The organism is Aliiroseovarius sp. xm-d-517, from assembly GCF_013283135.1.
GTDB lineage: Bacteria > Pseudomonadota > Alphaproteobacteria > Rhodobacterales > Rhodobacteraceae > Aliiroseovarius > Aliiroseovarius crassostreae.
In genome coordinates, this window is the sequence record NZ_WBXT01000001.1 from 2,633,919 (window position 1) to 2,658,673 (window position 24,755).

General features: G+C 59.0%; 27 protein-coding genes and 1 tRNA gene. 19 read left to right on the forward strand and 9 right to left on the reverse strand.

The genetic code is table 11. The annotated features are described in order from the left end of the window. Window positions 1-77 precede the first annotated feature (77 nt). The 9 genes from pheS (at window position 78) to XMD517_RS12570 (ending at window position 6,766) form a co-directional block, all read left to right on the forward strand. Window positions 78-1,151 carry a phenylalanine--tRNA ligase subunit alpha gene (gene pheS / locus XMD517_RS12530; protein WP_173484817.1) on the forward strand — a complete coding sequence of 358 codons (1,074 nt, stop codon included), beginning with the start codon at window positions 78-80 and terminating at the stop codon, window positions 1,149-1,151. Window positions 1,152-1,225: 74 nt separating this feature from the next. Further along, entirely contained in the window at window positions 1,226-1,588 is a 363-nt protein-coding gene (locus XMD517_RS12535) for a hypothetical protein (protein WP_173484818.1), read from the forward strand. Continuing rightward, window positions 1,588-1,749 (forward strand): hypothetical protein, encoded by a 162-nt coding sequence (locus XMD517_RS12540; protein ID WP_173484819.1) that lies wholly within the window; start codon window positions 1,588-1,590, stop codon window positions 1,747-1,749. Before XMD517_RS12535 ends, XMD517_RS12540 begins: the two co-directional genes overlap by 1 nt. Further along, window positions 1,746-2,168 carry an ASCH domain-containing protein gene (locus tag XMD517_RS12545; RefSeq protein WP_173484820.1) on the forward strand — a complete coding sequence of 141 codons (423 nt, stop codon included), beginning with the start codon at window positions 1,746-1,748 and terminating at the stop codon, window positions 2,166-2,168. The genes XMD517_RS12540 and XMD517_RS12545 overlap by 4 nt, the downstream gene beginning before the upstream one ends. A 50-nt stretch (window positions 2,169-2,218) precedes the next feature. Next, entirely contained in the window at window positions 2,219-4,615 is a 2,397-nt protein-coding gene (gene pheT, locus XMD517_RS12550; protein ID WP_173484821.1) for a phenylalanine--tRNA ligase subunit beta, read from the forward strand. An 84-nt stretch (window positions 4,616-4,699) separates the two neighbouring features. Then, a complete protein-coding gene (locus tag XMD517_RS12555; RefSeq protein WP_173484822.1) occupies window positions 4,700-5,149 on the forward strand; it encodes a YtoQ family protein in 450 nt (149 codons plus the stop codon). A gap of 105 nt (window positions 5,150-5,254) precedes the next feature. Further along, on the forward strand, window positions 5,255-5,689 hold the full coding sequence (gene mscL, locus XMD517_RS12560; RefSeq protein WP_173484823.1) for a large conductance mechanosensitive channel protein MscL: 435 nt from the start codon (window positions 5,255-5,257) through the stop codon (window positions 5,687-5,689). Window positions 5,690-5,797: 108 nt separating this feature from the next. Then, window positions 5,798-6,598: a mechanosensitive ion channel family protein gene (locus XMD517_RS12565; RefSeq protein WP_173484824.1), complete on the forward strand. Its 801-nt coding sequence runs from the start codon at window positions 5,798-5,800 to the stop codon at window positions 6,596-6,598. Between the two features lie 91 nt (window positions 6,599-6,689). Further along, a tRNA-Met gene (locus XMD517_RS12570) sits at window positions 6,690-6,766 on the forward strand. A gap of 151 nt (window positions 6,767-6,917) precedes the next feature. Here the strand turns inward: XMD517_RS12570 and ald are convergent. Continuing rightward, window positions 6,918-8,036, reverse strand: coding sequence for an alanine dehydrogenase (ald, locus tag XMD517_RS12575; protein ID WP_173484825.1), 1,119 nt, complete (start codon window positions 8,034-8,036; stop codon window positions 6,918-6,920). A 156-nt stretch (window positions 8,037-8,192) separates the two neighbouring features. Here ald and XMD517_RS12580 point away from each other — a divergent pair, with 156 nt between their 5' ends. Continuing rightward, on the forward strand, window positions 8,193-8,651 hold the full coding sequence (locus tag XMD517_RS12580; protein ID WP_173484826.1) for an Lrp/AsnC family transcriptional regulator: 459 nt from the start codon (window positions 8,193-8,195) through the stop codon (window positions 8,649-8,651). Window positions 8,652-8,771: 120 nt separating this feature from the next. Here XMD517_RS12580 and XMD517_RS12585 read toward each other — a convergent pair whose 3' ends face one another. Then, window positions 8,772-10,013 carry an MFS transporter gene (locus XMD517_RS12585; protein WP_173484827.1) on the reverse strand — a complete coding sequence of 414 codons (1,242 nt, stop codon included), beginning with the start codon at window positions 10,011-10,013 and terminating at the stop codon, window positions 8,772-8,774. A 97-nt stretch (window positions 10,014-10,110) separates the two neighbouring features. On the opposite strand from XMD517_RS12585, the gene zapE reads away from it, so the two are divergent. Both zapE and XMD517_RS15860 read left to right on the forward strand, forming a co-directional pair. Next, the gene (zapE, locus tag XMD517_RS12590) at window positions 10,111-11,187 is read left to right on the forward strand and encodes a cell division protein ZapE (protein WP_173484828.1); all 1,077 of its coding nucleotides are present in this window, start codon (window positions 10,111-10,113) and stop codon (window positions 11,185-11,187) included. Further along, window positions 11,105-11,326 (forward strand): prepilin peptidase, encoded by a 222-nt coding sequence (locus XMD517_RS15860; protein WP_368493346.1) that lies wholly within the window; start codon window positions 11,105-11,107, stop codon window positions 11,324-11,326. Before zapE ends, XMD517_RS15860 begins: the two co-directional genes overlap by 83 nt. On the opposite strand, the gene XMD517_RS15640 is transcribed toward XMD517_RS15860, so the two are convergent. From XMD517_RS15640 to XMD517_RS12620, 5 genes are all read right to left on the reverse strand, one after another. Beyond that, complete coding sequence (locus XMD517_RS15640; RefSeq protein WP_217360406.1) at window positions 11,287-12,099, reverse strand: LysM peptidoglycan-binding domain-containing protein; 813 nt, start codon at window positions 12,097-12,099, stop codon at window positions 11,287-11,289. The two genes, XMD517_RS15860 and XMD517_RS15640, sit on opposite strands and share 40 nt — an antisense overlap. A gap of 8 nt (window positions 12,100-12,107) precedes the next feature. Continuing rightward, a complete protein-coding gene (locus XMD517_RS12605) occupies window positions 12,108-12,737 on the reverse strand; it encodes a rhodanese-like domain-containing protein (protein ID WP_173484830.1) in 630 nt (209 codons plus the stop codon). A gap of 274 nt (window positions 12,738-13,011) precedes the next feature. Beyond that, complete coding sequence (locus XMD517_RS12610; protein WP_173484831.1) at window positions 13,012-14,289, reverse strand: folylpolyglutamate synthase/dihydrofolate synthase family protein; 1,278 nt, start codon at window positions 14,287-14,289, stop codon at window positions 13,012-13,014. Window positions 14,290-14,402: 113 nt separating this feature from the next. Continuing rightward, complete coding sequence (gene accD, locus XMD517_RS12615; RefSeq protein WP_173484832.1) at window positions 14,403-15,365, reverse strand: acetyl-CoA carboxylase, carboxyltransferase subunit beta; 963 nt, start codon at window positions 15,363-15,365, stop codon at window positions 14,403-14,405. 28 nt (window positions 15,366-15,393) lie between these two features. Beyond that, window positions 15,394-16,359: a CPBP family intramembrane glutamic endopeptidase gene (locus XMD517_RS12620; RefSeq protein WP_173484833.1), complete on the reverse strand. Its 966-nt coding sequence runs from the start codon at window positions 16,357-16,359 to the stop codon at window positions 15,394-15,396. A gap of 129 nt (window positions 16,360-16,488) precedes the next feature. Between XMD517_RS12620 and XMD517_RS12625 the strand changes: the two genes are divergently transcribed. The 7 genes from XMD517_RS12625 to XMD517_RS12655 all read left to right on the forward strand — a co-directional run bounded on the left by XMD517_RS12625 (window position 16,489) and on the right by XMD517_RS12655 (window position 23,148). Beyond that, window positions 16,489-17,145, forward strand: coding sequence for a hypothetical protein (locus XMD517_RS12625; RefSeq protein ID WP_173484834.1), 657 nt, complete (start codon window positions 16,489-16,491; stop codon window positions 17,143-17,145). A 112-nt stretch (window positions 17,146-17,257) separates the two neighbouring features. Beyond that, a complete protein-coding gene (locus XMD517_RS12630) occupies window positions 17,258-18,049 on the forward strand; it encodes a DUF6478 family protein (RefSeq protein ID WP_173484835.1) in 792 nt (263 codons plus the stop codon). A gap of 21 nt (window positions 18,050-18,070) precedes the next feature. Then, window positions 18,071-18,448, forward strand: a complete 378-nt coding sequence (locus XMD517_RS12635; RefSeq protein WP_173484836.1) for a hypothetical protein — start codon at window positions 18,071-18,073, stop codon at window positions 18,446-18,448. A gap of 4 nt (window positions 18,449-18,452) precedes the next feature. Beyond that, window positions 18,453-18,950, forward strand: coding sequence for a DUF523 domain-containing protein (locus XMD517_RS12640; protein ID WP_173484837.1), 498 nt, complete (start codon window positions 18,453-18,455; stop codon window positions 18,948-18,950). A gap of 92 nt (window positions 18,951-19,042) precedes the next feature. Then, the gene (locus XMD517_RS12645; protein WP_173484838.1) at window positions 19,043-21,070 is read left to right on the forward strand and encodes an NADPH-dependent 2,4-dienoyl-CoA reductase; all 2,028 of its coding nucleotides are present in this window, start codon (window positions 19,043-19,045) and stop codon (window positions 21,068-21,070) included. 53 nt (window positions 21,071-21,123) lie between these two features. After that, window positions 21,124-22,035, forward strand: coding sequence for an AEC family transporter (locus XMD517_RS12650; protein WP_173484839.1), 912 nt, complete (start codon window positions 21,124-21,126; stop codon window positions 22,033-22,035). A gap of 207 nt (window positions 22,036-22,242) precedes the next feature. Beyond that, entirely contained in the window at window positions 22,243-23,148 is a 906-nt protein-coding gene (locus tag XMD517_RS12655) for a LysR family transcriptional regulator (protein WP_055187408.1), read from the forward strand. 112 nt (window positions 23,149-23,260) lie between these two features. Here the strand turns inward: XMD517_RS12655 and XMD517_RS12660 are convergent, their stop codons facing one another. Together XMD517_RS12660 and XMD517_RS12665 are read right to left on the reverse strand one after the other, a co-directional pair. After that, window positions 23,261-24,205: an OmpA family protein gene (locus XMD517_RS12660; protein WP_173488044.1), complete on the reverse strand. Its 945-nt coding sequence runs from the start codon at window positions 24,203-24,205 to the stop codon at window positions 23,261-23,263. Continuing rightward, window positions 24,177-24,752, reverse strand: coding sequence for a peroxidase-related enzyme (locus tag XMD517_RS12665; protein WP_173484841.1), 576 nt, complete (start codon window positions 24,750-24,752; stop codon window positions 24,177-24,179). Before XMD517_RS12665 ends, XMD517_RS12660 begins: the two co-directional genes overlap by 29 nt. Window positions 24,753-24,755 lie beyond the last annotated feature (3 nt).

The following is a 24,755-nucleotide window of genomic DNA, read 5'->3' on the forward strand; positions in this document are numbered from 1 at the left end:
CACGGCAGGGTGCAAACCGGGGCATCCCCCGGGGGTGATCCGATGGCAATCCATCGGCAGCAAACCAAGGGACGAAGATGGACGATCTGAGGCAGAAATATATCGACGCCGTGGCAGGGGCCGCGGATGAGGCCGCACTGGAAGATATCCGCGTGCAGGCCGTGGGCAAGAAGGGCGAAGTGGCCCTGAAAATGCGTGAGCTGGGCAAGATGACGCCCGAGGAACGCCAGATCATGGGCCCGAAGCTGAATGCGCTGAAGGACGAGATCAACTCGGCCATTTCCGCCAAGAAATCCGCGCTGGCGGATGCAGCCCTTGATGAGCGTCTGCGCACCGAATGGCTGGACGTCACCCTGCCGGGCCGTCCCGCACGTCAGGGCACCATTCACCCGATCAGTCAGGTGACCGAGGAGATCTCGGCCATTTTCGGCGACATGGGCTTCTCGGTTGCCGAGGGGCCGCAGATCGAAAGCGACTGGTATAATTTCGACGCGCTCAACATCCCGCCGCACCACCCTGCGCGGCAGGAGTTTGATACGTTCTACATGCACCGCGATGAGGGTGACAATCGCCCGCCGCATGTGCTGCGCACCCACACATCCCCCGTGCAAATCCGTGCGATGGAAAAGACCGGCGCGCCGATCCGGGTGATTGCGCCGGGCCGTGTCTATCGCTCGGATTATGACCAGACCCACACCCCGATGTTCCATCAGGTTGAAGGGCTGGCGATCGACAAAGACATCTCGATGGCGAACCTGAAATGGGTGCTGGAGGAGTTTTGCCGCGCGTTTTTTGAAATCGACGGCATCGAACTGCGCTTCCGCGCCTCGCATTTCCCGTTCACCGAACCCTCGGCCGAGGTGGACATCCGCTGTTCCTGGGCTGGTGGCACCTTGAAGCTGGGCGAAGGTGACGACTGGATGGAAATTCTGGGCAGCGGCATGGTGCATCCGAAAGTGCTGTCGGCGGCGGGTGTGAACCCCGACGACTGGCAGGGCTTTGCCTTTGGCCTCGGCATCGACCGTCTGGCGATGCTGAAATACGGCATCCCCGACCTGCGCGCCTTCTTTGACAGCGATCTGCGCTGGCTGCGCCATTACGGGTTTGCGTCCCTTGATGTGCCGACCATGCGTGGGGGGCTGAGTAGGTGATTTGGCTTGCCGGCGTTCTAGTCTCACTAATCAGTTTCGTTGCTGGCCGAGTGTTGAGCCAGTCGGAGTCGATTTTGGCCGATAAGCGCCGAGTCTATGAAGCGTTCCTCGAAACCTACCCTTCGCCGAACGAGGCATATTTAGAGTGGTCACAAGAAGTGGAACTCGACCGTTTGGAGAGAATGAGCCGCGCAAACGCCCCAATGATGCTATACGCAGGAAAAGACGTTTTGCGCGCGGTTTCGATCTACTCAGAGAAATTTGCATCGGCAGACGAGCAGTTGAGTCCCGACTCTCCTGCTCTGCACCCGATCTACAAAGAACTGGCGAAAGCTCACAACGACATTGCGCTTGAAATGCGAAGAGATGCCTTAGCGTGGTCAGTGTTTGGTTATCGCGGCCAATCCAGACTGCCAAACAAAGAAAGCCTTTCCTAATGCCGATCTGGATGAATGTCATTGTGGTTCTGGCGATGGCCTTGCTTGTCCTCTGGGGCATGCGCGGGCTGGCGCGGTCGATTGATCACTCGATGGAGAACCAGGGGGATGATGACACATCCAAATCGGCAGACCCAGCAGAGGATGAGGACAAGACATGAGCGATGAGATGGAAGACCTGCAGGTCACCTATCCCGGCGCGGGCACGTTCAAGTTTGGCGACAGCGCCGAACTGTCCAAACGCCTGATCGACCTAGTCCGCGCGGGCAAGAAACGCGCCACCTGCGGCGCGCTGGCCGATTTCAAGGACGAACCCGAAGCGATGCCCGTCGTGGGCCGCACCGATATTGCCGCCAACTGGGACGGCACCCCCGCTCTGGTGATCAAAACCGTGAAAGTGCAGGAAATCCGTTTCTGCGACGTGACCGAAGAGATGGCGCTGGCGGAAGGCGAAGACGACACGCTCGCCGGGTGGCGCAAAGGGCACGAGGCCTATTTCGCCCGCAATGGTGGGTTTGACCCGAACATGATGCTTGTGTTTGAGCATTTCGAACTGATTGAGGATTTGGCCGACCGCTAAGCCGGGGCCACGAAGGAACGCCGTCAGGGCAGACGACTGAGGATACGAACATGAAATTCACACTCTCCTGGTTGAAAGACCACCTCGACACCGAAGCCTCGGTTGACGAAATCGCTGAGGCCTGCACCGATCTGGGGCTGGAGGTCGAAGAGATTTTCAACCCTGTGGATCGTCTGGGGGCGTTCACCATTGCCAAGGTCACGTCTGCCGAGAAACACCCGGATGCGGATCGTCTGCGGGTCTGCAAGGTTGAGACCAACGAAGGTGAAAAGCAGATCGTCTGCGGCGCGCCCAATGCGCGCGAAGGCATCACCGTGGTGCTGGCCAAGCCCGGCGATTATGTGCCCGGCATTGATGTCACTCTGAGCGTGGGCAAAATCCGCGGCGTGGAAAGCCACGGCATGATGGCCTCCGAGCGCGAGTTGGAGCTGTCGGAAGAACATGACGGCATTATCGAGCTGCCTTCGGGCGAAGTGGGTGAGAAATTCGTCGACTGGCTGGCCGCCAATGACCCGACCAAAGTGGACCCGGTGATCGAGATCGCCATTACGCCGAACCGCCCCGATGCGCTGGGCGTGCGCGGCATTGCGCGCGATTTGGCCGCCCGTGGTCTGGGCACGCTGAAGCCGCTCAAGGATCACAAGGTCGACGGCAGCTTTGACAGCCCGATCAATGTCACCATTGACGATGATACCCGTGATGACGCGCCGGTTTTCATGGGCCGTCTGATCAAAGGCGTGAAGAACGGCCCGTCGCCTGCGTGGTTGCAGGCGCGTCTGAAGGCAGTTGGCCTGCGCCCGATCTCGGCCCTCGTCGATATCACCAACTTCTTCACCTACGACATGAACCGTCCTCTGCACGTGTTTGACGCCGACAAGGTCAAGGGCGACCTGCGGGTGCACCGCGCGACGGGTGGCGAGACGCTCATGGGGCTGGACGAGAAGGAATACACTTTCCCCGAAGGTGCCGTTGTGATCTCGGACGCGGAAGGCGTGGAATCGATTGCGGGCATCATGGGCGGCCTGCCCACGGGTGCGACGTTCGAGACCACCAATGTCTTCCTTGAAGCCGCTGTCTGGGACACGATCCAGATCGCAAAAACCGGTCGTGCGCTGAAAATCAATTCGGACGCGCGTTACCGCAATGAACGCGGCATTGACCCGGCCTATAACGCCCCGGCGATTGAAGCCGCAACCCAGATGATCCTTGATCTCTGCGGGGGGGAAGCCTCGAATGTGGTTGTTGCCGGTGAGGTGCCGGATGTGGCCCGTGCCTATAAGCTCGACACCGACCGCGTGCAGTCGCTGGTCGGGATGGACATTCCGGCCGATGAACAGCGTGCGACCCTGACCGCGCTGGGCTTCAAGCTGGAAGGCGATATGGCCCATGTGCCGTCATGGCGGCCTGATGTATTGGGCGAGGCGGATTTGGTTGAGGAAGTCGCCCGTGTGGCATCGCTGACCAAGCTGGTTGGCAAGCCGCTCGCGCGGGCCCATGTAGGTGTTCCAAAGGCGATCCTGACCCCGATGCAGAAACGCGAAGGCGTCGCGCGGCGCACCGTGGCGGCGCTGGGCTACAACGAATGCGTGACCTACAGCTTCATTGATCAGGCCAGCGCCGAGCGTTTCGGAACTGGTGGTGATAACGTTGCGCTGGCCAACCCGATCTCGTCCGAGATGAGCCATATGCGCCCCTCGCTGCTGCCCGGTCTGTTGCAGGCTGCGGCCCGCAACCAAGCGCGCGGTTTCATGGATTTGGCCCTGTTCGAAGTTGGCCCCGTTTTCCATGGCGGTGAGCCGGATGAGTATGAACAGATGGTCACCGGTATCCTTGTTGGTCACACCGGCCCGCGTGACCGTTTTGGCGCCCGTCGCCCGGTTGATACCTATGATGCCAAAGCGGATGTCGAGGCCGTGCTGAACGCCATCGGCGCGCCTGCAAAACTGACCTTCGTGCGCGATATGAACGCGTGGTGGCATCCGGGCCGCTCGGCCAAGCTGGGTCTGGGGCCGAAGAACATCCTTGGCGCCTTTGGTGAGCTGCACCCGAAAACCATTGAGCAATCGGGCGTAAAAGGCCCGGTGGTGGCCTTTGCCGTGCATCTGGCAAAAGTGCCCTTCCCGAAGTCGAAAGGCACCGGACGGGCTGCTCTTGGCGCATCCGACCTGCAACCGGTTGAGCGCGATTTCGCCTTTGTGGTGGATGCGGATGTGGAAGCGATCAACCTGGTGAACGCCGCAGCCGGGGCTGATAAGGCGCTGATCACGGATGTGAACGTCTTTGACGAGTTTATCGGCGGTTCGCTGGGAGAGGGCAAAAAATCCCTCGCCATCACCGTGCGCCTGCAACCACGTGACGCAACCCTGACCGATAAGGATATCGAGGCGGTTAGCCAGAAGATTGTCCAGAAGGTCGAGAAGGCCACTGGCGGCAGCCTGCGGGGTTAATTCCTTCGCCGGGGCGCCTTGCGGCCCGGCACACGCCCGCCCGTGCGGGCGCGTGCCTAACGTCTAGGGATGAAAGGGCTTCCTATGACACTTTCCGTTTATCTTTCCGGCGAAATCCACACCGATTGGCGTGATCAGATCATCGCGGCATGTGACGGGCTGGATGTAAGCTTCTCTTCTCCGGTGACCGACCATGACGCATCGGACGATTGCGGCGTGGCGATCCTGGGCGAGGAGCCGAACAAATACTGGCACGACCACAAAGGGGCGATGGTCAATGCGATCCGCACCCGCAAGGGCATTGAAGAGGCCGATGTGGTGGTGGTGCGCTTCGGCGAAAAATACCGTCAGTGGAACGCAGCTTTTGATGCCGGTTATGCGGCAGCCAAGGGCAAATCTTTGATCATTTTGCAGCAACCAGACCATGATCACGCGTTGAAAGAGGTGGATGCCGCCGCCCTTGCCGTGGCCCGCAACCCCGGTCAGGTGGCGGAAATCCTGCGCTATGTGCAAACAGGCGTCCTGCCCTCCTGAGGGGAGTGCTTGACGCCATTTCCCCTGTTTTCACGCAGCAGGTGATTGCATTAGGGTATGCACACAACCGGTCAACCGGTGCGCGAACAAGGGAAAGGGGCTGTTATGCTGCAAGAGTTCAAAGATTTCATTGCCAAGGGCAATGTGATGGATATGGCCGTCGGGATCATCGTCGGGGCCGCCTTCACGGCAATTGTCAAATCCATGGTGGGGGATCTGATCAACCCATTTGTCGGATTGTTTACCGGCGGGGTGGATTTCACCAACCTTTATGTGGTGCTTGCAGGCTCGGTCCCGCAAGGGGCATCGCTTGAGGCCGCCCGCGAAGCCGGGGCTGCGGTTTTCGCCTACGGGGCCTTTGTGATGGCCGTGATCAATTTCCTGATCATCGCATTCGTGGTCTTCATGCTGGTGCGCTATGTCAACAAGGTGAAAGAGGCCGCCGCTGAAAAAGAGCAAGAGGTGGCCGAAGAGGCCCCTGCAGGTCCCACCGAACTGGAGCTCTTGACCGAGATCCGTGACGCGCTGAAAAAGGCCTGAGACCAACACCTGCTGCCCCTTGGGGTGGCGTCAATTCGGGGCGGCCTTCTGGCCGTCCCTTTTCATGTGCAACACGCTCCGAAGCGGAGCATGAGATAAGGCAAAGACATGAGCGAACTTCTTTCCGGGGCCTGGGGCCCGATGATTTTGAATGTGGGGCAGGCCCTTTTGGTGCTTGTTGTCGGCTGGATCGTGGCCGGCCGCCTTGGTGCATTCGCCCGCAAACGTGTGAACCAGACCAAGGGCATTGACCCCACCTTGGGCAATTTTCTGGCCAGTATTGTGAAATGGGTTGTGCTGGCGATGGTGCTGGTGGCGGTTCTGGGGATCTTCGGGATCGAGGCCACTTCGGTTGTTGCCATCCTTGGCGCGGCCTCTCTGGCCATTGGTCTGGCGCTGCAAGGCACCCTGTCGGATCTGGCGGCAGGTGTGATGCTGGTTGTGTTCCGCCCGTATAAGCTGGGGGATTTCGTGGATATCAACGGCACCTCTGGCACGGTGAAGGATATCAACCTTTTTGTGACGGAACTGGCCACCACGGACAATGTGCAGATCATCGTGCCGAATGGTCAGGCCTGGGGGGCGATCATCACCAATTATTCGGCTCATGATACCCGTCGCGTCGATATGGTGTTCGGGATCGACTATGGCGATGATGCCAATGTGGCGAAAGACGTGATCCTTGAGGTCGTGTCTGGTGACGCGCGGGTGCTTGCGGATCCTGAACCCTGGGTGCGGGTGACAAATCTGGGTGACAGTTCGGTCGACCTGACCTGCCGTGTCTGGGTTGAAGCTGCGGATTATTGGGAGGTGAAGTTCCACCTGACCCAGTCCGTCAAGGAAGCTTTTGATGCCAAGGGCATTTCGATCCCCTATCCCCATACGGTCGAGATCCAGAAGAAGGGATGAGGCAAAAAAATGCGCGGGGTGATGGAGAATAATACACTTTCCATTTGACACCATGCGCGGCTTGGAATACTCACCGCCCACGATATGAGATGGCGTGGTAGCTCAGCTGGTTAGAGCACAGCACTCATAATGCTGGGGTCGGCGGTTCAAGTCCGCCCCACGCTACCATATCGAACAAAACCCCCGCCTCTGGCGGGGTTTTTTGTTGGGAAATGATCTGGCCCAGCTGGATGTTTTCATCTGATTCTGCACCTCCGTTCCCGCAAAAGAAAAGCCCCACCGGATGGCGGGGCTTGTCCTGTGTTCTCAATGGCGGTGATCAGATCGCAAGCGCCTCTTCCGGGGTGATGCAGTCCAGACCAAGGGCTTCGCCCACGGCGGCATAGGTCAGTTTGCCGGCATGTACGTTCAGACCGTTCAGCAGGTGCTTGTCGGCCTTGCAGGCCTCTTTCCAGCCCTTGTCAGCCAGCGACAGCATGAAGGGCAGGGTGGCGTTGCCAAGGGCGATGGTCGAGGTGCGGGCGACGGCGCCCGGCATGTTGGCCACGCAGTAATGCATGACGCCATCCACTTCGTAGATCGGGTCTGCATGGGTGGTGGCGCGGGAGGTCTCAAAGCAGCCGCCCTGGTCAATGGCCACATCCACCAGCACCGCGCCGGGTTTCATGGTGGACAGCTGTTCACGCGAAATCAGTTTCGGAGCTGCAGCGCCGGGGATCAGAACGGCACCGATCACCATGTCGGCGGTCTGGATCAGTTCGGCGGTGGCAGCGGCAGTGGAATACTGGTTCTTGAAGACCCCGCCATAGACGTCATCAAGGTAACGCAGGCGCGGCAGCGAGCGGTCCAGAACAGTCACGTCCGCGCCCATTCCGGCTGCGATCTTGGCAGCATGGGTGCCGACGACACCGCCGCCGATGACCACAACCTTGGCCGGGCCAACACCGGGCACGCCGCCCATCAGAACGCCACGGCCGCCATTGGCCTTTTGCAGGGTCCAGGAGCCGACCTGCGGTGCCAGACGACCGGCAACCTCGGACATTGGTGCCAGCAGCGGCAGGCCGCCGCGATCATCGGTCACGGTTTCATAGGCAATTGCGGTGCAGCCGCTTTCCAGAAGATCTTTGGTCTGTTCGGGATCCGGAGCCAGGTGCAGGTAGGTAAAGAGGAGCTGACCTTCACGCAGCATTTTGCGCTCGATGGCCTGGGGTTCTTTCACCTTCACGATCATGTCTGCCTTGGCAAATACCTCTTCGGCAGTGTCCAGAATGGTGGCCCCGACGGCCACATAATCGTCGTCGGTAAAGCCAGCGCCCATGCCGGCATTGGTTTCAACGATTACCGAGTGACCCCGCCCAATGGCTTCGCCAGCGGCGGCGGGGGTCAGACCCACGCGGAATTCTTGCGGTTTGATTTCTTTCGGGCATCCGATCAGCATGGGTGTCTCCTCTTTCCCTGCGCCGTTGTTCGTAAACTGCCCTAATTTTGAGCAGAAATTTGGTGCAATTGTTTTGAAAATTTTGCGGTGCTTGCTATGTTAACCTCGAAGAAAATCCTGACGATAGCGCAATCGGCGCAAGGAAGTTGTGTAATAATGGAACTCGACAGTATAGATCGCCGCATCCTGGGGGTGTTGCAAAAGACGGGCAGAATCTCAAATGCGGATCTGTCTGATCGCGTGAACCTGTCCCCTTCTGCCTGCCATCGGCGGGTCCAGCGCCTTGAGGCGGAGGGGTATATCAAGGATTATGTCGCCCTTTTGAATGCCCGAAAAATGAAATGTCCCAGCACGGTGTTTGTCGAGATCACTCTTTCCGGTCAGGCGGATGAGGTGCTGGATGCATTTGAGCGTCAGGTGTCGCTGGTTCCAAATGTGCTTGAATGCCACCTGATGGCGGGGAAATCCGATTACCTGCTGAAAGTGGTGGCCGAAGATACCGAGGACTTCGCGCGCATTCATCGGCAGTATCTGGCCAGCCTGCCGGGGGTGCAGGGCATGCAGTCGAGTTTTGCGCTTCGGACCGTGTTCAAAACCACCGCGTTGCCAGTGTAAGAGTGGTTGCCGCGCCCTGACGACCTGATGGTCGCAGGGCTTGGCGGTGGCCTCGCTTTGCTCGGGAATGTCTTGCCTCCGGCGGGGATATTTTGAGCAAGAGGAAGGGGGGGGTGACGGCTATGCTGTGCGGGCTGCGAGTGGCGTTTCTTTTACCGGCAAATGGACAATTGCCGAGAATGCGCCGATGCCCACGCCGAACCACCAGACCATGGTGTAATCCCCAAAGGCGTCATACATCCGCCCCCCGAGCCACACCCCAAGAAAGCTGCCCAGCTGGTGTGAGAAAAAGATGATCCCGTAAAGTGTCCCCATGTAACGTAACCCATAGATATGGGCGACCAGCCCTGATGTGAGCGGAACGGTCGCCAACCACAGGGACCCCATGGCGATTGAAAACACGATCACTGAGGTTGGTGTGATTGGCATCATGATGAACAGGGCCGCGACGACCGTGCGCCCGGCATAGATTGCAGCGAGCAGGTATTTCTTCGGCAGGCTCTTGCCCAGATACCCGGCCAGCAGGGTGCCGGCAATATTGGCAAGCCCAATCAGGGAAATCGAAATTGCCCCGAGCGCAGATGTGGTGGATACGCCGATTGAGGCCAATGTGCCGGATGGGTCGATAGCACCGCACATTTCGGTTACGAAGGCCGGGAAATGTGCGGTGATGAAGGCCAGCTGATAGCCGCAGGAGAAGAACCCCAGAAAGATCAGCGTGTAGCTGGGGTCGCGAAAAGCTTTGCGCAGGATCTGGCCGAGGCTCTCTTCCAGCTCTGCCCGGGTTGCGGTGCTGTCTGTCTGTATCAGGGGCAGAAGAGCAAGGGTGGAGAGGATGGCGGCGGCGAAAATCAGGAACACGTCCTGCCAGCTCATCATGCTCAGAAGGAATTCCGCGACAGGGGCGCCGATTACCTGTCCGGCTGAGCCTGCGGCGGTGGCGATTGCGAGCGCCATGGAGCGGTTTTCGTCACTTGCGGCGCGGCCGACCACCGCGAGGATCACGCCAAAGCCGGTGCCGGCGATGCCGAACCCCACGGCGATTTCCAGCAGCTGATGGGCGCCGGGTGTGACGGCGAAAGATGAGGCGACAAGCCCGAAGGCGTAGACAAGCGCCCCCATGATGATCGCCTTGCGGTCGCTCAGCTTCTCGGCAATGGCACCGAAGATCGGCTGGCCAAAGCCCCATGCAAGGTTCTGGATGGCAATGGCCAGCGAAAATTCCGCCCGCGGCCAGTTGAACTCCTGAGCGATTGGGATCTGGAACACGCCAAAAGAGGCGCGGATCGCAAATCCGACCAGGATGATGAGGCAACCGGCCACAAGAACCGGTGAAATGAGGGGCGCGCGTGTTTCTGTCATGTCACAAACATCTCAAATTCGGCCGGACGGTCAATTCTTGGTTTCTGATGTGTCGGTTCACCTTTCCTTATCTGACATCACGTTTTATGGATCAGACATGACCAGTCTGATCGAAATTTACTCTGAACTGGCCCGTAAGGGCGACATAACCCCGGATCCTGCACAAGAGGCCGTTTTGCCTGCGTTAGAGGATGTTCGTGCGCATCTTGAGGCCGCCCCGACCCGCAAGCGCGGAATTCTTGGCGGACTTTTCCATAAGCCCGTTGAAGTGCCGCAGGGGCTTTATCTTTGGGGTGGGGTCGGGCGTGGGAAATCCATGCTGATGGACCTTTTTGTCGAAAACCTGAATATTCCAGCCAAGCGCCGTGTGCATTTTCATGCTTTCATGCAAGAGGTGCATGAGGGTTTGAATGCCGCGCGCAAGACCGGGGTGGATGATCCGCTTGGTCCGGTGGCGGACAAGATCGCTGCTGATGTGCGCCTGTTTGCCTTTGATGAGATGCAGATCACCGATATCACGGATGCCATGATTGTCGGGCGGCTGTTTGAAAAGCTGTTTGACGCGGGTGTGGTGGTGGTGACCACATCAAACCGCCACCCGGATGAGCTTTATAAGGATGGCCTCAATCGACAGCTGTTCCTGCCCTTTATCCAACTGATCAAAGATCAGATGGTTGTGCATGAGCTGGTCAGCCCAAATGATTACCGGCAGGACCGGCTTGCGGGGGGGCAGGTCTATTTCTCACCGGCCAATGCCGAAGCGCGGGCTGAAATGAATGCGATCTGGCAGGATATGACAGGGGGGCATTCGGAGCCTCTGACCTTGTCGGTGAAGGGGCGAGATGTTGTCATTCCCGCGTATCGCAATGGTGCAGGCCGGGCAGGATTTCATGACCTGTGCGGGGCGATGCTTGGTCCGGGGGATTATCTTGTCATCGCGGATGCGCTGAAAGTGCTGGTGCTGGACAATATTCCCCGCCTGTCGCGGTCCAACTTCAATGAGGCAAAGCGGTTTGTCACGCTGATTGACGCGCTTTATGAGGCGAAGGTTCGCCTGATCGCCTCAGCAGCCGCCCTGCCGGAGATGCTCTATGTCGAGGGGGAGGGGTCGTTCGAATTTGAGCGCACCGCCAGCCGCTTGCGTGAAATGCAGGACAAGGATTGGGGAAGCTGAGCTTGTCCCCGCGCTTTTCTGGATGAGAGCCGCGCAGCCCTGTAGGGGGTGTGCGGCGCTTGCAGCATTTTTCCCCGCCATGGCCGAGAGTGAAAGGCCTTATGCTCCGGTGCTCAGCGAGGGAATGGTCAGGCGCTGACCGGCCCGGATTTGGTCCGGGGTCGGCAATAGACGGCGATTGGCGTCGAAAATGCGCGTGTATTCACCGGCATCCCCGTAGAATTTCTGGGCAATTGCCCCCAGGCTGTCGCCACGCTGCACCGTGTAGAACCGATATTGGAATGTCTTGTCTGCCTGCTGGACCACACGAACTTCGACGCCTTTGCCCCCGGCAATCAGTTCATCACTTGGCGGGTGGGCTGTTTCACCTGTGGCCGCACGGGCCAGCTGGTTGATCAGCGTGTCCTTGTCGATCTCACCTTCTGCCGTGCGCATCGCCGCGGGCACGGATATCATTCCGCGATCAATGGCTTCGCTCAGCAGGGCGCGGATCTGGTCATCTGAAGCCTGGGAGATTTGCGTGCCTTCAGATGTCTCGGTGTCCGTGACTGGGATGTTCGTGATTGGGGGGGCACCCAGCCCGGCCAGAACGGATGAGGTCATCTCCCGCAGCGGATCTGTTTCGGGAGGGGTTTTTTCCACGCCCAACCCGGCCAGCACCGAGTTTGTAAGGTCCAGAAGCTCGTCGCCGGCGGGGTCTTGTGTCGCCTGTGACGACGGGGTGTCGACACTGGCCGAGACGGTGGTGACCCGGGTGATCGGTTCAGCCATTTCCTGGGGGGTGGCCTGCGGCACGGAAGGCAGGGCGGTCTCCATGTCGGGCGTTTCGGGCTGCAACAGGATCAGGATCAGAACGGCGGAGAAAAACCCACCCCCGATAAGGGCATATTTATAGATTTCGTTTCTCGTCATCTGAAGTCTCAGTTCATGTTGGGGGTAATGGTCAACCCCAATGAGGACCACACCAGCATCCCACCCCGGTAATAGCGGATTTTATGTGCCGGATAGCCAGTGTTGATCAGGGCGCGGATGGCGTGGGGGCTTTGGTCACATCCGGGACCGCTGCAGAAAATCATCAGCGGGGTCGCGTTTACGAAGTCCCACGTGGGACCAGTCTTAACGCCCCCAAGTGCTCGAAGAATTTCGTCCCGATAGGGGTTCTTGTCCGTGAGGGTTTCGGCCGGAACATTCAGGGCGCCGGGGATAGATCCCTTGGCAAACAAATCGGGTGAACGGCTGTCCAGCAGTAATCCCTGGTCGGACGCCACTTCATGTTCGAGGAATGCTATTACCTCCAGCTCCCCCACGGTGCTCACGCCGGGGGCGGCTTCCATTGCGGTCACGCAAGAAGGGGGGCACAGGGCTGAGGGTTGGGAGAAATCGGGGGGAAGTGGTGCGTCAGGGGTCTGGTTGCGGGTAATTGTGATCGGCTTGCCCTTGATCACGAAGCTGGCATTCGCCTTATCTTTCGTGATGTTGAGTTGCTGCGCGAAACTGGGCGCAGCCGCAACCACAAGCGCCAACATGGCGCCTACCGCGAAACGAACCATGAGACCCCCCCAAGTCTATATGTACTGCTCGACAGGCCTGTCCGCTAAATCGAACTTATTGCCCGTAGAATGCCCTATATATAGAGCATGGAGGTGTAATTCGTCAATATTCTGGGGTGTGCCATAGGCTGTTGAGGGCCAACCCCGAAAAACCGAATCGTTTCAGTGGGATGAATCGCAAAGCTCACTTCTCCTTGAAACAAAACGAAAATTTTTTTCCCCTGTTTAGGGGAGGAGCCGCTGGTTTGGTGGGTGATTTGGGCGTTCAGACAAATCACCCATTGGTCTTCAGAATGTCGCCTGCAAGGTAAAGTGAGCCACAAATCAAGATGCGACAGTTGGGGTCCTTGGCCACAAGTGCTCTAAGGGCCGTTTCGGCGCTGTCGGCGGTTTTTGCCTGCATTCCCACGGCCCCCGCCTCAGCTGCCGTTGTTTCGGCGGGCAGGGTGTTGATTTCGTTGGGGATCGAAATGGCGGTCAGGCTGTCGGAAACAGCGGCCAGCGGGCGCAGATAACCCGCGATATCCTTGGTGTTGAGCATACCGCAGATCAGATGGGTTGCACGTTCGGGCAGATCCGCCAGCACCTTGGCCAGGGTTTCGCCTGCTGCGGGGTTGTGCCCACCATCCAGCCACAGCTCAGCCTTTCCTGCGGCGTCGACCAGCGGCCCGGTTTTCAGCCGTTGCATCCGGGCGGGCCAGGTCACGTCGCGCATGGCGGCTTCGCAGGCGGTTTCGTCAAACCCCAATACACGTAGCGCGGCAATGGCGGCACCGGCATTTTCGATCTGGTGTGGGCCAATCAGGGCGGGCAGGGGCAGGTCCAGGAGCCCGTTCTCATCCTGAAAGATCAGTCGCCCGCGCTCTTCCCACATATGCCAATGCTGCCCGTGCACATAGAGCGGGCATCCCAGTTTGGCTGCGCGCGCTTCGATCACTTCCAGCGCTTCCTCGGGCTGCGGCCCAACCACGCAGGGCACCCCGCGCTTCAGGATACCCGCCTTTTCACCGGCAATTGCGGTGAGGGTGTCGCCAAGGAATTGGGTGTGGTCGATCGAGATCGGGGTGAGGATGGTCAAAGCAGGCCTGTCCACCACATTTGTGGCATCCAGCCGCCCACCCAGACCCGTTTCCAAGAGCGTGTAATCCCCGGGCGTTTCGGCAAAGGCCATGAGGCCGGCCACGGTGGTGATCTCGAAATAGGTGATGTTCTCGCCATTGTTGCGGGCATAGCAGCGATCCAGCACTTCGCTCAGGGCGTCTTCGCTGATCAGTTCGCCTGCCAGCCGGATGCGCTCGTGAAAGCGGGCCAGATGGGGCGAGGTATAGGCGTGCACTTTCTTGCCCACCCCTTCCAGCCCTGCACGCAGCATGGCCTGGGTTGATCCTTTGCCATTGGTGCCAGCCAGATGGATTACCGGTGGCAATCTGTCCTGCGGGTTGCCCACCTGTTCCAGCAGGCGCCAGACACGATCCAGGGTCAGATCAATGATCTTCGGATGCAGGGCCATCATGCGGTCAAGGATAATGTCGGAAGAAGGCGCGTTGGTCATGTGGGCATGTCTCGGATGCTGTGGTCACGATTTGCGATCTCCTACCCGATTTCATGTGGGCAGGAGGGGCAGTTTACGACGTATTGCGGGCAAAGAACGGGTCTGTGCCAGGCTCAGCTTTTGTCAGAGCTTTCCTCGGAAGTCGCGGTGTCGGTCGCAGCGGGGGGCTCTTCCTTCGAGGTGTCTTCCGCAGGGCTTGGGGCAGGCAGATCGCCGGCCACGGCAGGCCCGAGGCCCATCAGCATCCGCAGGATCGTCACCAGTTCCGATTTCATCTCATTACGGTGGGTGACGCGGTCGAGCATGCCGTGATCCAGCAGGTATTCCGCGCGCTGGAACCCTTCGGGCAGCTTTTCGCGGATGGTCTGTTCAATCACGCGCGGACCCGCAAAGCAGATCAGGGCGTTGGGTTCGGCAATGTGCACATCCCCCAGCATGGCGTAAGAGGCGGTCACGCCACCTGTGGTCGGGTGGGTCAGTACGACGATATAGGGCAGGTTCGCTTCTTTGAGCATCTGGACCGCCACTGTGGTGCGCGGCATCTGCATCAGGCTCAGGATCCCTTCCTGCATCCGGGCGCCACCTGCAGCCGAGAACAGGACCAGCGGGCGTTTCAGGGCCACGGCCCGTTCGGCAGCGGCGATGATCGCATTGCCCACATACATGCCCATGGAACCACCCATGAAGCTGAAATCCTGCGCTGCTGCCACGATGGGTGTGCGACCGATTTCACCTTCGGCCACCAGCATGGCTTCGCGCTCGCCGGTGGATTTACGGGCCCCTTTCATGCGTTCGGGGTATTTCTTCTGATCCTTGAACTGGAGCGGATCGTCAATCGGTGCCGGCACCTCAACCTCGGCGAAGACACCGCCATCAAACAGACCGATGAAACGGTCACGCGGAGTGATCGCCATGTGGTGATCGCAATTGGTGCAGACATTCAGGTTTTCGGCCAGCTCCCGGTGAAAGAGCATCGTGCCGCATTCCGTGCATTTGGTCCAAAGGTTCTCGGGCACTTCGCGGCGCGAGAACAGGGAATTGATGCGTGGGCGGACGTAGTTCGAGATCCAGTTCATCGCCATATCCTTCGTCGTTTGGGCCTAGTTAATCTTCCCCGACGGCATTTGCAATTGCCTGAGGGTTTTTTGGCGTTCGGGGGGCCAGCCGCCACCAGATTGCAAATGCCAGCGCGCTGGCGGTGGTCTGCATCAGGATCGACGCGCCGACATAGGGGCTGGTCAGGTCCGGGGCGGACAGGAACAATGACAAGCCGTCGAGGCTTCCTTCATTGCCCAGAACCAGCAATGTGCTGTTATTGGCCATATGCAGCCCGGCAGCGGCGCCGATATTGCCGGTGCGCAATGTGATCAGGGACAGGATAACGCCGACCACCGTCGTGTGCAGCACGTAGAAATAGGCGTTTATGCCATAGGTCGTGGGGTCAAAATGCAGCACCCCGAAGATGAGCGAAGGCAGCAGACCCCAAATCCAGAAACGCTGAAACCGTGCCCGCAGCTGTTGCAGCAGGTAGCCGCGAAACACCAGCTCTTCCGCCATGATCTGCAGGAAAATCAACCCAAGCGCAAAGGGCAGGAGGGTGATCCAGCGCGCAAAGCCCATATGCTGGAATATGTCCGGCGGGGTGATGCCTGTCCCCGGCAGATGGCCACCGGTTTCGATAATCGCAGTTGTCACGGCAACGGCCAGGGCTGCAATCATCCCATAGGCAAAATGGCGCCAGCGGATCTTCCATGTCGGCCCGAACAGGCTGCGATAGGGGCGTTTATGCAAAAACCGAACCACCAGCCACAGGCCGATGTGATAGCCGATAAAGGTGGCGAAAAAGACCATGGTCTTGGCGGGCGTATCCGCGTCGAGCACCGATTGCGGGTTGAAGCCAAGAAGGGCGCCGCCTGCCAGGATGATACCAAAGGTGGCGGCGAAAAAAGTGACATGAATCAGGAACAACCCCAGAAGGCTGCGCCACAGCTGGGGAAAACGCTGTGCAGGCGTCCAAAACGCGTCTGCACCGGAGGATGGGCTGGAGGATGGGAGGGAAACATCACTCATAATGGGGTCCTTATACATGTCCCTCAACTGTAGCCTGCGTGGGTCTGGTCGCAACGGGGAAAAGTGAAAGATCGACGGCTTGTCCGATCGAATTTGCTCTTGTATGTCGGAAAGAGTGGAGGGCGTTCCTTGCGTAATTTGTTGGTATTGATGTGGTTTCTGGGCCTGTCGGCATGCGTCGCCGGAGGCGGGCAGGTGTTGTCCGGGGGGACGGCGCCCAAGAAACAGGCTGTGCTTCAGGGGGGAATGCAAGTGGTTGGTCCGCCGGGGTTTTGCGTGATCCGCTCTGGCATTCGTGAAGATGAGACCAGCGCCTTTGTCCCCCTTGGCCCCTGTGCACCCCTCTCAGGTCGGAAACAGGCGCGGGACCCGCGGTTTCTGTTGTCAGCATCGATTCAGCGGGTAGAGGCATTGGCAACCCGTTCTCAAAGGGAAACTGCAAGTGAACTGAAGGTCGACATGATGCAGGCGGCCCTTGGGGAGGGCGCTGAAATTCTGTCGTCGCACCAGCAGGGAACGGCGCTGATTGCCAAGACACGGGGCCCCCAACCGGTTGGCGAACTGACCAAAACGCAATGGCGCGCACTGTTCTTGCATGGGGCCTTTGTGGTGGCGCTAAGTGTTTCGGAATTTGCCGGGGCCACCGGCTCCGAAGGAGATGGCGAGGTGATCCTGTTGGCGTTTCTGGCGCAGATGCAGGCGGGAAACCCCAAGACAGAAATGGCCGCAGCTCCACCTGGGGCACAAACCGGACCGGCGACGTTTTTTCGGCGTTTGCTGAATTGAAACTATTCGGTTTGAATATGGAAACAATCGCCATAAATATGGCAGTGTCAAAGAGTTAACCGAATCCCATCCTCACGGATCTAATTGAACGGACCGCAGCAGAACTGATCTCATGGCCAAATACGCAACCGGACTTAGACATCGCCTTATTCAATGGAGGGCCACCCGACACTGGACGAAATTGGCACGTCTTGCGAAAGGGGCGGATCTGGCGTCCCTGCGAGTCATGCGATCCGGGGCGCGGCATTTGCGGGCCAGGCTGGACCAGGTGATCCGGGTTGCCGACAGTCGCCTTGCGCTGCCTTTGATTGGGTCCAACGCCTTTGCCAAACCGCTTTATAGTGACTGGTCCTATCGCCCCGAGCTGTGGCGCGAGCCGATTGCACCGATTGGGATCGCAGCCGCGCCCAGCAAATCGAGCTTTGGCGACGAGGTGATGCTGTTTCATGATTGCCGAAATTCGGAATTAACCATGCGCCAGGTGCGCAATACCCGCGAAAGTGACCTGGCCCCGTTTGGCTTGCGCATGGATGTGTTCCGCTTTGATGGCTCGTTTCTGTCCCTCGTGATCGAGATGCCGCAAAGCGCCGTTGAAGGATTGAAGCGGCGCCATCTGGTGCGTATGAATGCCGTGGTTGAGATGGAAAAACCTTTGGAAGTCTTTGCCCGCCTCAATATCAAACATGGCCCCAATACCGAGCAACTGGTGCGTGAGCTGCCCTTTGGGGATCTGGATGAAACCGACCGCGCGGAGGTTGAGATCGAATTTGATCTTGCCTACACAAATATGAACGAAAAACGCGTCGAGCGAATGTGGATCGACCTGGTGATCGAAAACCCGGAGATGAGCCAGATTGTGCTGCGCGATCTCACATTCAGCCGCCGCCCGCGTGCCGAAGTCTAATCGCTGCCGAAAGGAACCAACATGGCCGAAATGACCCTGACAAAAGCGCGCATTCTGGCAGGGGTCTGGGAAGGCGAGCTAACGGTGACTGGCGGCTCTTCCCTACCTGAAATCGAAGTGTTCCATCTGGCAAAGCCCTTGCCGGGGGCCTCGGTGGAACCGCTCCCCGATCAGGCCAGCCGCTATCTTGTGCGCGTGCCGATCCCGTCTGAATTGTTGAGCGAGGGGGTGCAGACCTTCGTGATCGGTGACAAGGCCAGTGGTGAAAAGCTCTCGCATTTCTCTGTTGTGGTTGGTCAGCCGCTTGATGACGATGTTTTGGCCGAAATGGACCTGCTGCGCGCTGAGCTTGATATGCTGAAACGGGCATTTCGCAAACATTGCCTGGAAACTGCGTGACCGGATGTCAAAGCGGAGCCGCGTCTTGATCAGTGCCTGCCTGCTGGGGCAGAAAGTGCGCTATGATGGACAGGCCAAAATGCTGCCGGGTGATCCGCTGCCACATCTGGAGCGGCTGGCTGAGCTGATCCCGTTCTGTCCGGAACTGGCGGGGGGCCTTCCGGTGCCGCGCAGCCCCGCCGAAATCGAACCCGGATTTTGCGGAGATGACGTTCTTGCTGGTCGCGCGCGCGTGCTGGATCTCAGGGGCGAAGATGTGACCGTCGCGTTTATCGAAGGGGCCCAAAAGGCAGTAACCTTCGCCCTTTCGCAGAATTGCAGCCATGCGCTGTTGACCGAGGCCAGCCCCTCCTGCGGGTCGCGGGTTCTTTATAGTGGGCACCATGATGGGCAAAAGCGGGCGGGGCATGGGGTCACGACATCTGCGCTGCGGTTGGCCGGGATCGCGGTCTTCTCCCCCGATGAGCTAGAAGATCTCTGTCTTGCGCTGGGGCGGTCCTGAGGCAATTTTGCAGATTTACGCTGCGTTTCAGGTGACAGAGCTTTACGTGCACGTCAATGTGTTGGGACGAATGCCAATCACAGGATCCCACCATGACCAGCTATCCCCACCTTCTTGCGCCACTTGACCTCGGCTTTACCACGCTGAAGAACCGCGTTCTGATGGGGTCGATGCATACCGGGCTGGAAGAGCGCGGTGACTGGGAACGGGTGGCTGCGTTTTACGGTGCGCGGGCGCGTGGCGGGGCCGGGCTGATTGTCACCGGGGGGATGGCCCCAAATGCCGAAGGGGGGGTGTTTCCCGGGGCGGCGGGACTTTACACAGACACCGATATTGCCAACCACAAGTCGGTCACTGACCGGGTGCATGAAGAGGGTGGCAAGATCGCCATGCAAATTCTTCATGCGGGGCGCTATGCCTATGGGCCGGACTGCGTGTCGGCCAGCGCGGTGAAATCACCGATCTCTCCTTTCCCGCCAAAGGCGTTGGATGAGGAGGGGATCCAGAAACAGATTGCCGACTTTGCCACCGCCGCTGCCCGTGCCAAACAGGCGGGCTATGACGGGGTTGAGGTGATGGGGTCCGAGGGATATTTCCTCAACCAGTTTCTGGTCACCCATACAAATAAGCGTGAGGATCGCTGGGGTGGTTCCTATGAAAACCGGATGCGTCTGCCGATCGAAGTGGTCAAGGCCGTGCGCGCGGCGGTGGGGCCGGACTTCATCGTGATCTATCGGCTGTCGATGATCGACCTCGTTCCAAACGGGTCTTCCTTTGACGAGGTGGTCCAGCTTGCGAAAGAGATTGAGAAGGCGGGCGCCACGATCATCAATACCGGTATTGGCTGGCATGAGGCGCGCATCCCGACCATTGCCACCTCTGTGCCGCGCGCGGCGTTCACATGGGTGACGAAGAAACTGATGGGGCAGGTGTCGATCCCGGTCATCACCTCCAACCGCATCAACACGCCGGCTGTGGGGGAAGAGGTTCTGTCCAGCGGTGCTGCAGATATGGTGTCGATGGCACGGCCTTTCCTTGCGGACCCGGATTTCGTCGCCAAGGCCGCCGCGGGTGAGGCGGATCGAATTGCGCCTTGTATTGCCTGTAACCAGGCCTGCCTGGACCACACGTTCAACGGCAAGATCTCGACCTGCCTGGTGAACCCGCGCGCCTGTTACGAAACCGAACTGCGCTATGACATGACCGATACACCGAAATCCATTGCCATTGTCGGTGCGGGCCCCGCGGGATTGTCCACCGCACTGGTTGCGGATGAGCGGGGGCATGATGTCACCCTGTTTGATCGTGCGGATCAGGTGGGGGGGCAACTCAACATGGCAAAGAAAATTCCGGGTAAAGAAGAGTTCATCGGGCTGGTGGACTGGTATGCGCGGATGGTGGAGGCCTCCGACATCGACTTGCAGCTGGGCAAGGACGTGCAGGTTGAGGATCTGGTGGGCTTTGATGAGGTAATCATCGCCACCGGCGTCACCCCCCGCGACCCGGCCATCGAAGGACAGGGCAGCGACAAGGTGTTGTCCTATATCGACGTGCTGCGCGACGGGGCGCAAGTCGGCGATCGTGTGGTCATCATTGGCGCCGGCGGAATTGGCTTTGATATGGCTGAGTTCCTGACCCAGGCCGGGGAAAGCCCCAGCGAGAACCTGAACGAATGGCTTGCCGAATGGGGTGTGGCCGACCCAGGTGAGGTGCGCGGGGGGCTGTCACCAGAGGGGCCAAACCCCGAAGCTCCCGCCCGTCAGGTAACGCTGTTGCAACGCAAGGCGCAGGCGCTGGGCAAGGGATTGGGGAAAACCACTGGCTGGATCCACCGCGCGACCCTCAAGATGAAGGGTGTCGAGATGGTGGGTGGAGTGAATTATGAGCGCATTACCGAGGACGGGCTGATGGTGTCGTCGGGTGAGGCGCGGGAAAATCCGCGTGTGATCGAGGTCGACAACGTGATTCTCTGTGCCGGGCAGATCCCCAATCGCACACTTGCTGATCAACTTGCTGAAAAAGGCATCACCGCTCATGTGATTGGCGGGGCTGATGTCGCGGCAGAGCTTGACGCCAAACGTGCCATTGACCAAGGATCGCGACTGGCGGCATCGCTTTGACCTGAACCATCAGGCAGGCAAGACACTGGGTGCCATCTGGAAATGAGGTCCCCATGCTGTTTTTGGCGATTTTTCTTGGATTGATGCCCTCCTTCCTCTTGGTCGGGCTGGGGGGGCTGCTGCGGCGTCGGCTGTCGGACAATGCCTGGCAGGGGCTGGATCGGCTGAATTTCGAAATCCTCTTTCCTGCGCTTCTGTTTGTCGCTGCCTCCTCTCGGCCGATTGAAATGTCAAAAGTGGCAGTCATCGGGCCAGCGGTCTGGGTCATCCTGCTGGCAGGGCTTTTGCTGGGCTGGTTTGCGCGGGGTTTCGGACCCGATCGGTTCCTCGATTTTGCTGGTGCATGGCAGGTGGGATGGCGCTTCAACACCGCAATCGGGTTGGTGGCGGTTGGGCTTTTGCAGCGCGGCAGCATGACGGAGATGGCTGTGGCGGTTGGTATGGCCGTGCCTGTGGCCAATCTTTTTGCGGTGTCTGCGCTGTCGCGCGGGGGATCCATGGGGTTGGGGGCGACGTTTCGCAAAGTGGCCCTGAACCCGTTTCTGCTCGCCTCTCTTGGGGGGGTGATTTTCGGTCTTATGGGGTGGCGTTTGCCGGACCCGGTTCAAGCGCCGCTGGACATGCTTGCACGTGCAGCGATTCCCATCGCGCTTTTGTCCATCGGGGCCACGATGAACTGGGGGGCGTTGGCGCGGCTTGACCGGTTCAACGGCGCAATCTGTGCAATCAAGCTGGTGGTCCTGCCTGCGCTGACCCTTCTGGGGGGGCTTTTGGTGGGGCTGCCGCCCGAAATCGGATCGGTGCTGGTGCTGTTTGCGGCGCTGCCTACCGCGTCAGCCGCCCATGTTCTGGCCTCGGCCTTTGGGGCAAACCGCGAGCTGGTCGCCACGCTGATTGCACAAACAACGTTGTTGTCAGCGGTGACATTGCCAATTTGGATCACATTTGCGGCATATTTTTTCTAAGGCTTTTCGTTCATCAATTGCCTGAAAGTGGCCTGATCCCAACAGGTTACGATGCATGCGCCCAGAGGAATAGCGCGACCGGGATTGGAGCTGTGCCCTAAACGGTGCGCCTAATTTCCCCCTTATTGTCCGTTACTGTTCACAGTCTTGCCCCAATTGGCTGCGATACAATCCAGTGCTGGGGATAGTATTGTAGAAAGATAAAAAATGGATCGACTGACCGAAATGGAAGCCTTTGCCACTGTTGTGGACCAAGGTGGATTTACGGATGCTGCCAAGAAAATGGGGATCTCCAAGTCTGCTGTCTCCAAACATGTATCCAGCCTAGAAGCCCGTCTTGGTGCGCGTCTGCTCAATCGCACCACACGCCGGGTAAGCCCCACGGAAATTGGTCTGGCCTATTATGATCGTGCCCGCCGCGTTTTGAATGATGCGGGTGAGGCGGACAGTCTGGTCACATCCATGCAGTCGGCCCCCTCCGGCATTTTGCGGATTTCAGTCGCAACCGATTTTGGTGTGAACCACCTCAGCCCCATTTTGGGCAACTTTCTGCAGGAATTCCCGGACATCAATGTGAACATGGTGCTGAACAACCGGTATGTCGAGTTGATCAGCGAAGGGTTTGATATGGCCATCCGTGTGGGTGAGCTGGAAGACAGCTCTCTGCGTGCCCGCAAAATTGCCGAAACCACCCGCCGTATGGTCGGCAGCCCCGCCTATTTCGAGAAATATGGCCGGCCCGAGCGGATTGACGATCTGAACAACCACAAGCTTCTGCATTATTCCAGCCAAAGCTCAGGCAATGTGTGGAAACTTCCCGCACCGTCCGGGGAAATCCGTCAGGTGCGCTCCGCCGGGTGGCTGTCGGTGAATGACGGCCAGTCGCTTCTGAATGCGGCCATTTCCGGGCTGGGCATCGCCTATCTTCCCAGCTTCCTTTATGCCGATGCGCTGGAGCAGGGTCTGGTCGAGGACGCCATTCCTGATCTACCCATGGACAGTCAGGGGATCTATGCGATCTATCCTCCGGGGCGCTTTACCCAACCGAAAGTGCGCGCTTTCATTGACTTCTTGGTCCATGCCTTTGCTGAAAAAGGCCCGGACAACTGGTAACACCAGATTTTCTGCATATCGCCTGTCCTGACATTTACCGTCTATGGGACAACTGAGCAGCCGGGCTTCCCCGTGCTGCTCTTTTTTTGAGGTCAGGCGTCACCCTCTGACGCTACTCGGTGTTCAGCAAGACCGCTTCGACGCGACGATTCAGCTCGCGCCCTTCCGCAGTCAGGTTGCTGGCGATGGGGGAAAGATAGCCAACCCCTTCTGCCTGCAGGCGTGTGGAAGAGATGCCATACTCCTCGATCAGTCGGGCGCGCACGCTGGCCGCGCGTTTGCGCGACAGGGCGATGTTGCCCTCAAGGCTGCCCTCGGCATCGGTGTGCCCAACCAGCGCAAGGCGGGCATTCGGCGCATCGGTCAGAAACTGAGCCAGGTCTTCCAGCTGCGCATTTGACCCTGCGGCAAGGGTTGAGGACCCCGTGTCGAAACTGACCTCGGTCAAGACGACATGTCCATGTGTGTTCAGCTCTGTCCCAAGGTCTCCAAAGGTCTGGTTCCGAGCTGGGGTGGTGCTCACGCTGGTTGGCGGGCTGTCCGTCTGAGAGCGAGAGATCTGAACAAACCCGTCGGTGCCCCCGTGGCTGACCAGCAGCCCCACAAAGTCGTCCCCCTTGCGCAAGGTGGCATATTGAAAGGCGCTCAGATCAATGAACAGATCCGGCGCGCCAAACTTCCCGACCTCAAAACGGAAATCATAGCCGCCGCAGGACACCGCCTGACAGCGAAACACCTGCTGGTATCCCTGTTGCGAAAGCTGATCGAGCAACGGGGTCAGCAATTGGTAATTGGTCTGTTTATTGCCAATGATCTGCCACGCCTCTACCTGCATCTCGCCGGGCGGCGTGAATAGGGGAACCTTTGTTCCGTCAAACCTCGCACGGGCAAATTCCGCGGGGCTGAGTGTGATTTCATTGGTTCTGACCGCGCCCGCCGGCAACTCCAATGCCGCCGCGGGCAGGGCCATGGAAAGGGCAAGAACCAGACTGAGCACAGGACGAATCATCGTGGCAGAAATGGTCGTGTTACCGGGCACTTGCGTGATAGGCGTCATTCGGTTTCATCCCAACGGCAGAGGCCATTCGGTTGGACATTGAGAAAAAGCCCACGGTTGCGGCGATGTCCCAGATGTCCCGGTCGGAAAAGCCCAGTATGCGCAGGGCCTGGCGGTCATGTTCTTCGATTTCCGCAGAGGATTTCGTGACTTTTTCGGCAAAGGCCAGCATGCCGCGCTGGCGATCATCCAGATCGGCAACGCGCCAGTTCATCACCATCGCCTCCCCCAGCTTTGGATCCCCGGACAGCTCGCGCACCGCCGCCCCATGGGCGACCTGGCAATACCAGCAGCGATTGACCGAGCTGACCACCACAGCGATCATCTCGCGTTCCAGCTTGCTCAGCCCGCTTTCCCCCAGCATCAGCTCATTATACATCGCCATGAAGGGGCGCAGCTTTTCCATGTCGAAAGCATAGGCTTTGAGAACATTTGGCACGAGGCCAAGCTTCTCGTCGCAGATGTCGAAATATTTCTGAATATCCTCAGGCAGCGGATCGACCATTGGCAGATCCAGTGCTGTTACCCGTTCTGTTTTCTGCCCCATCTT

Excerpts from the sequence above, each read along its gene's own strand:
- XMD517_RS12635 (WP_173484836.1), top strand. The coding sequence starts at position 18,071 with ATGGCCGAAATGACCCTGACAAAAGCGCGCATTCTGGCAGGGGTCTGG.
- XMD517_RS12580 (WP_173484826.1), top strand. The coding sequence starts at position 8,193 with ATGGAACTCGACAGTATAGATCGCCGCATCCTGGGGGTGTTGCAAAAG.
- XMD517_RS12585 (WP_173484827.1), bottom strand. The coding sequence starts at position 10,013 with ATGACAGAAACACGCGCGCCCCTCATTTCACCGGTTCTTGTGGCCGGT.
- XMD517_RS12555 (WP_173484822.1), top strand. The coding sequence starts at position 4,700 with ATGACACTTTCCGTTTATCTTTCCGGCGAAATCCACACCGATTGGCGT.
- XMD517_RS12640 (WP_173484837.1), top strand. The coding sequence starts at position 18,453 with ATGTCAAAGCGGAGCCGCGTCTTGATCAGTGCCTGCCTGCTGGGGCAG.
- ald (WP_173484825.1), bottom strand. The coding sequence starts at position 8,036 with ATGCTGATCGGATGCCCGAAAGAAATCAAACCGCAAGAATTCCGCGTG.
- XMD517_RS12665 (WP_173484841.1), bottom strand. The coding sequence starts at position 24,752 with ATGGGGCAGAAAACAGAACGGGTAACAGCACTGGATCTGCCAATGGTC.
- XMD517_RS12540 (WP_173484819.1), top strand. The coding sequence starts at position 1,588 with ATGCCGATCTGGATGAATGTCATTGTGGTTCTGGCGATGGCCTTGCTT.
- zapE (WP_173484828.1), top strand. The coding sequence starts at position 10,111 with ATGACCAGTCTGATCGAAATTTACTCTGAACTGGCCCGTAAGGGCGAC.
- mscL (WP_173484823.1), top strand. The coding sequence starts at position 5,255 with ATGCTGCAAGAGTTCAAAGATTTCATTGCCAAGGGCAATGTGATGGAT.
- XMD517_RS12605 (WP_173484830.1), bottom strand. The coding sequence starts at position 12,737 with ATGGTTCGTTTCGCGGTAGGCGCCATGTTGGCGCTTGTGGTTGCGGCT.
- XMD517_RS12565 (WP_173484824.1), top strand. The coding sequence starts at position 5,798 with ATGAGCGAACTTCTTTCCGGGGCCTGGGGCCCGATGATTTTGAATGTG.
- XMD517_RS15860 (WP_368493346.1), top strand. The coding sequence starts at position 11,105 with ATGTCGAGGGGGAGGGGTCGTTCGAATTTGAGCGCACCGCCAGCCGCT.
- XMD517_RS12645 (WP_173484838.1), top strand. The coding sequence starts at position 19,043 with ATGACCAGCTATCCCCACCTTCTTGCGCCACTTGACCTCGGCTTTACC.
- XMD517_RS12655 (WP_055187408.1), top strand. The coding sequence starts at position 22,243 with ATGGATCGACTGACCGAAATGGAAGCCTTTGCCACTGTTGTGGACCAA.
- accD (WP_173484832.1), bottom strand. The coding sequence starts at position 15,365 with ATGAACTGGATCTCGAACTACGTCCGCCCACGCATCAATTCCCTGTTC.
- pheT (WP_173484821.1), top strand. The coding sequence starts at position 2,219 with ATGAAATTCACACTCTCCTGGTTGAAAGACCACCTCGACACCGAAGCC.
- XMD517_RS12545 (WP_173484820.1), top strand. The coding sequence starts at position 1,746 with ATGAGCGATGAGATGGAAGACCTGCAGGTCACCTATCCCGGCGCGGGC.
- pheS (WP_173484817.1), top strand. The coding sequence starts at position 78 with ATGGACGATCTGAGGCAGAAATATATCGACGCCGTGGCAGGGGCCGCG.
- XMD517_RS12610 (WP_173484831.1), bottom strand. The coding sequence starts at position 14,289 with ATGACCAACGCGCCTTCTTCCGACATTATCCTTGACCGCATGATGGCC.
- XMD517_RS12620 (WP_173484833.1), bottom strand. The coding sequence starts at position 16,359 with ATGAGTGATGTTTCCCTCCCATCCTCCAGCCCATCCTCCGGTGCAGAC.
- XMD517_RS12630 (WP_173484835.1), top strand. The coding sequence starts at position 17,258 with ATGGCCAAATACGCAACCGGACTTAGACATCGCCTTATTCAATGGAGG.
- XMD517_RS12660 (WP_173488044.1), bottom strand. The coding sequence starts at position 24,205 with ATGACGCCTATCACGCAAGTGCCCGGTAACACGACCATTTCTGCCACG.
- XMD517_RS12650 (WP_173484839.1), top strand. The coding sequence starts at position 21,124 with ATGCTGTTTTTGGCGATTTTTCTTGGATTGATGCCCTCCTTCCTCTTG.
- XMD517_RS15640 (WP_217360406.1), bottom strand. The coding sequence starts at position 12,099 with ATGACGAGAAACGAAATCTATAAATATGCCCTTATCGGGGGTGGGTTT.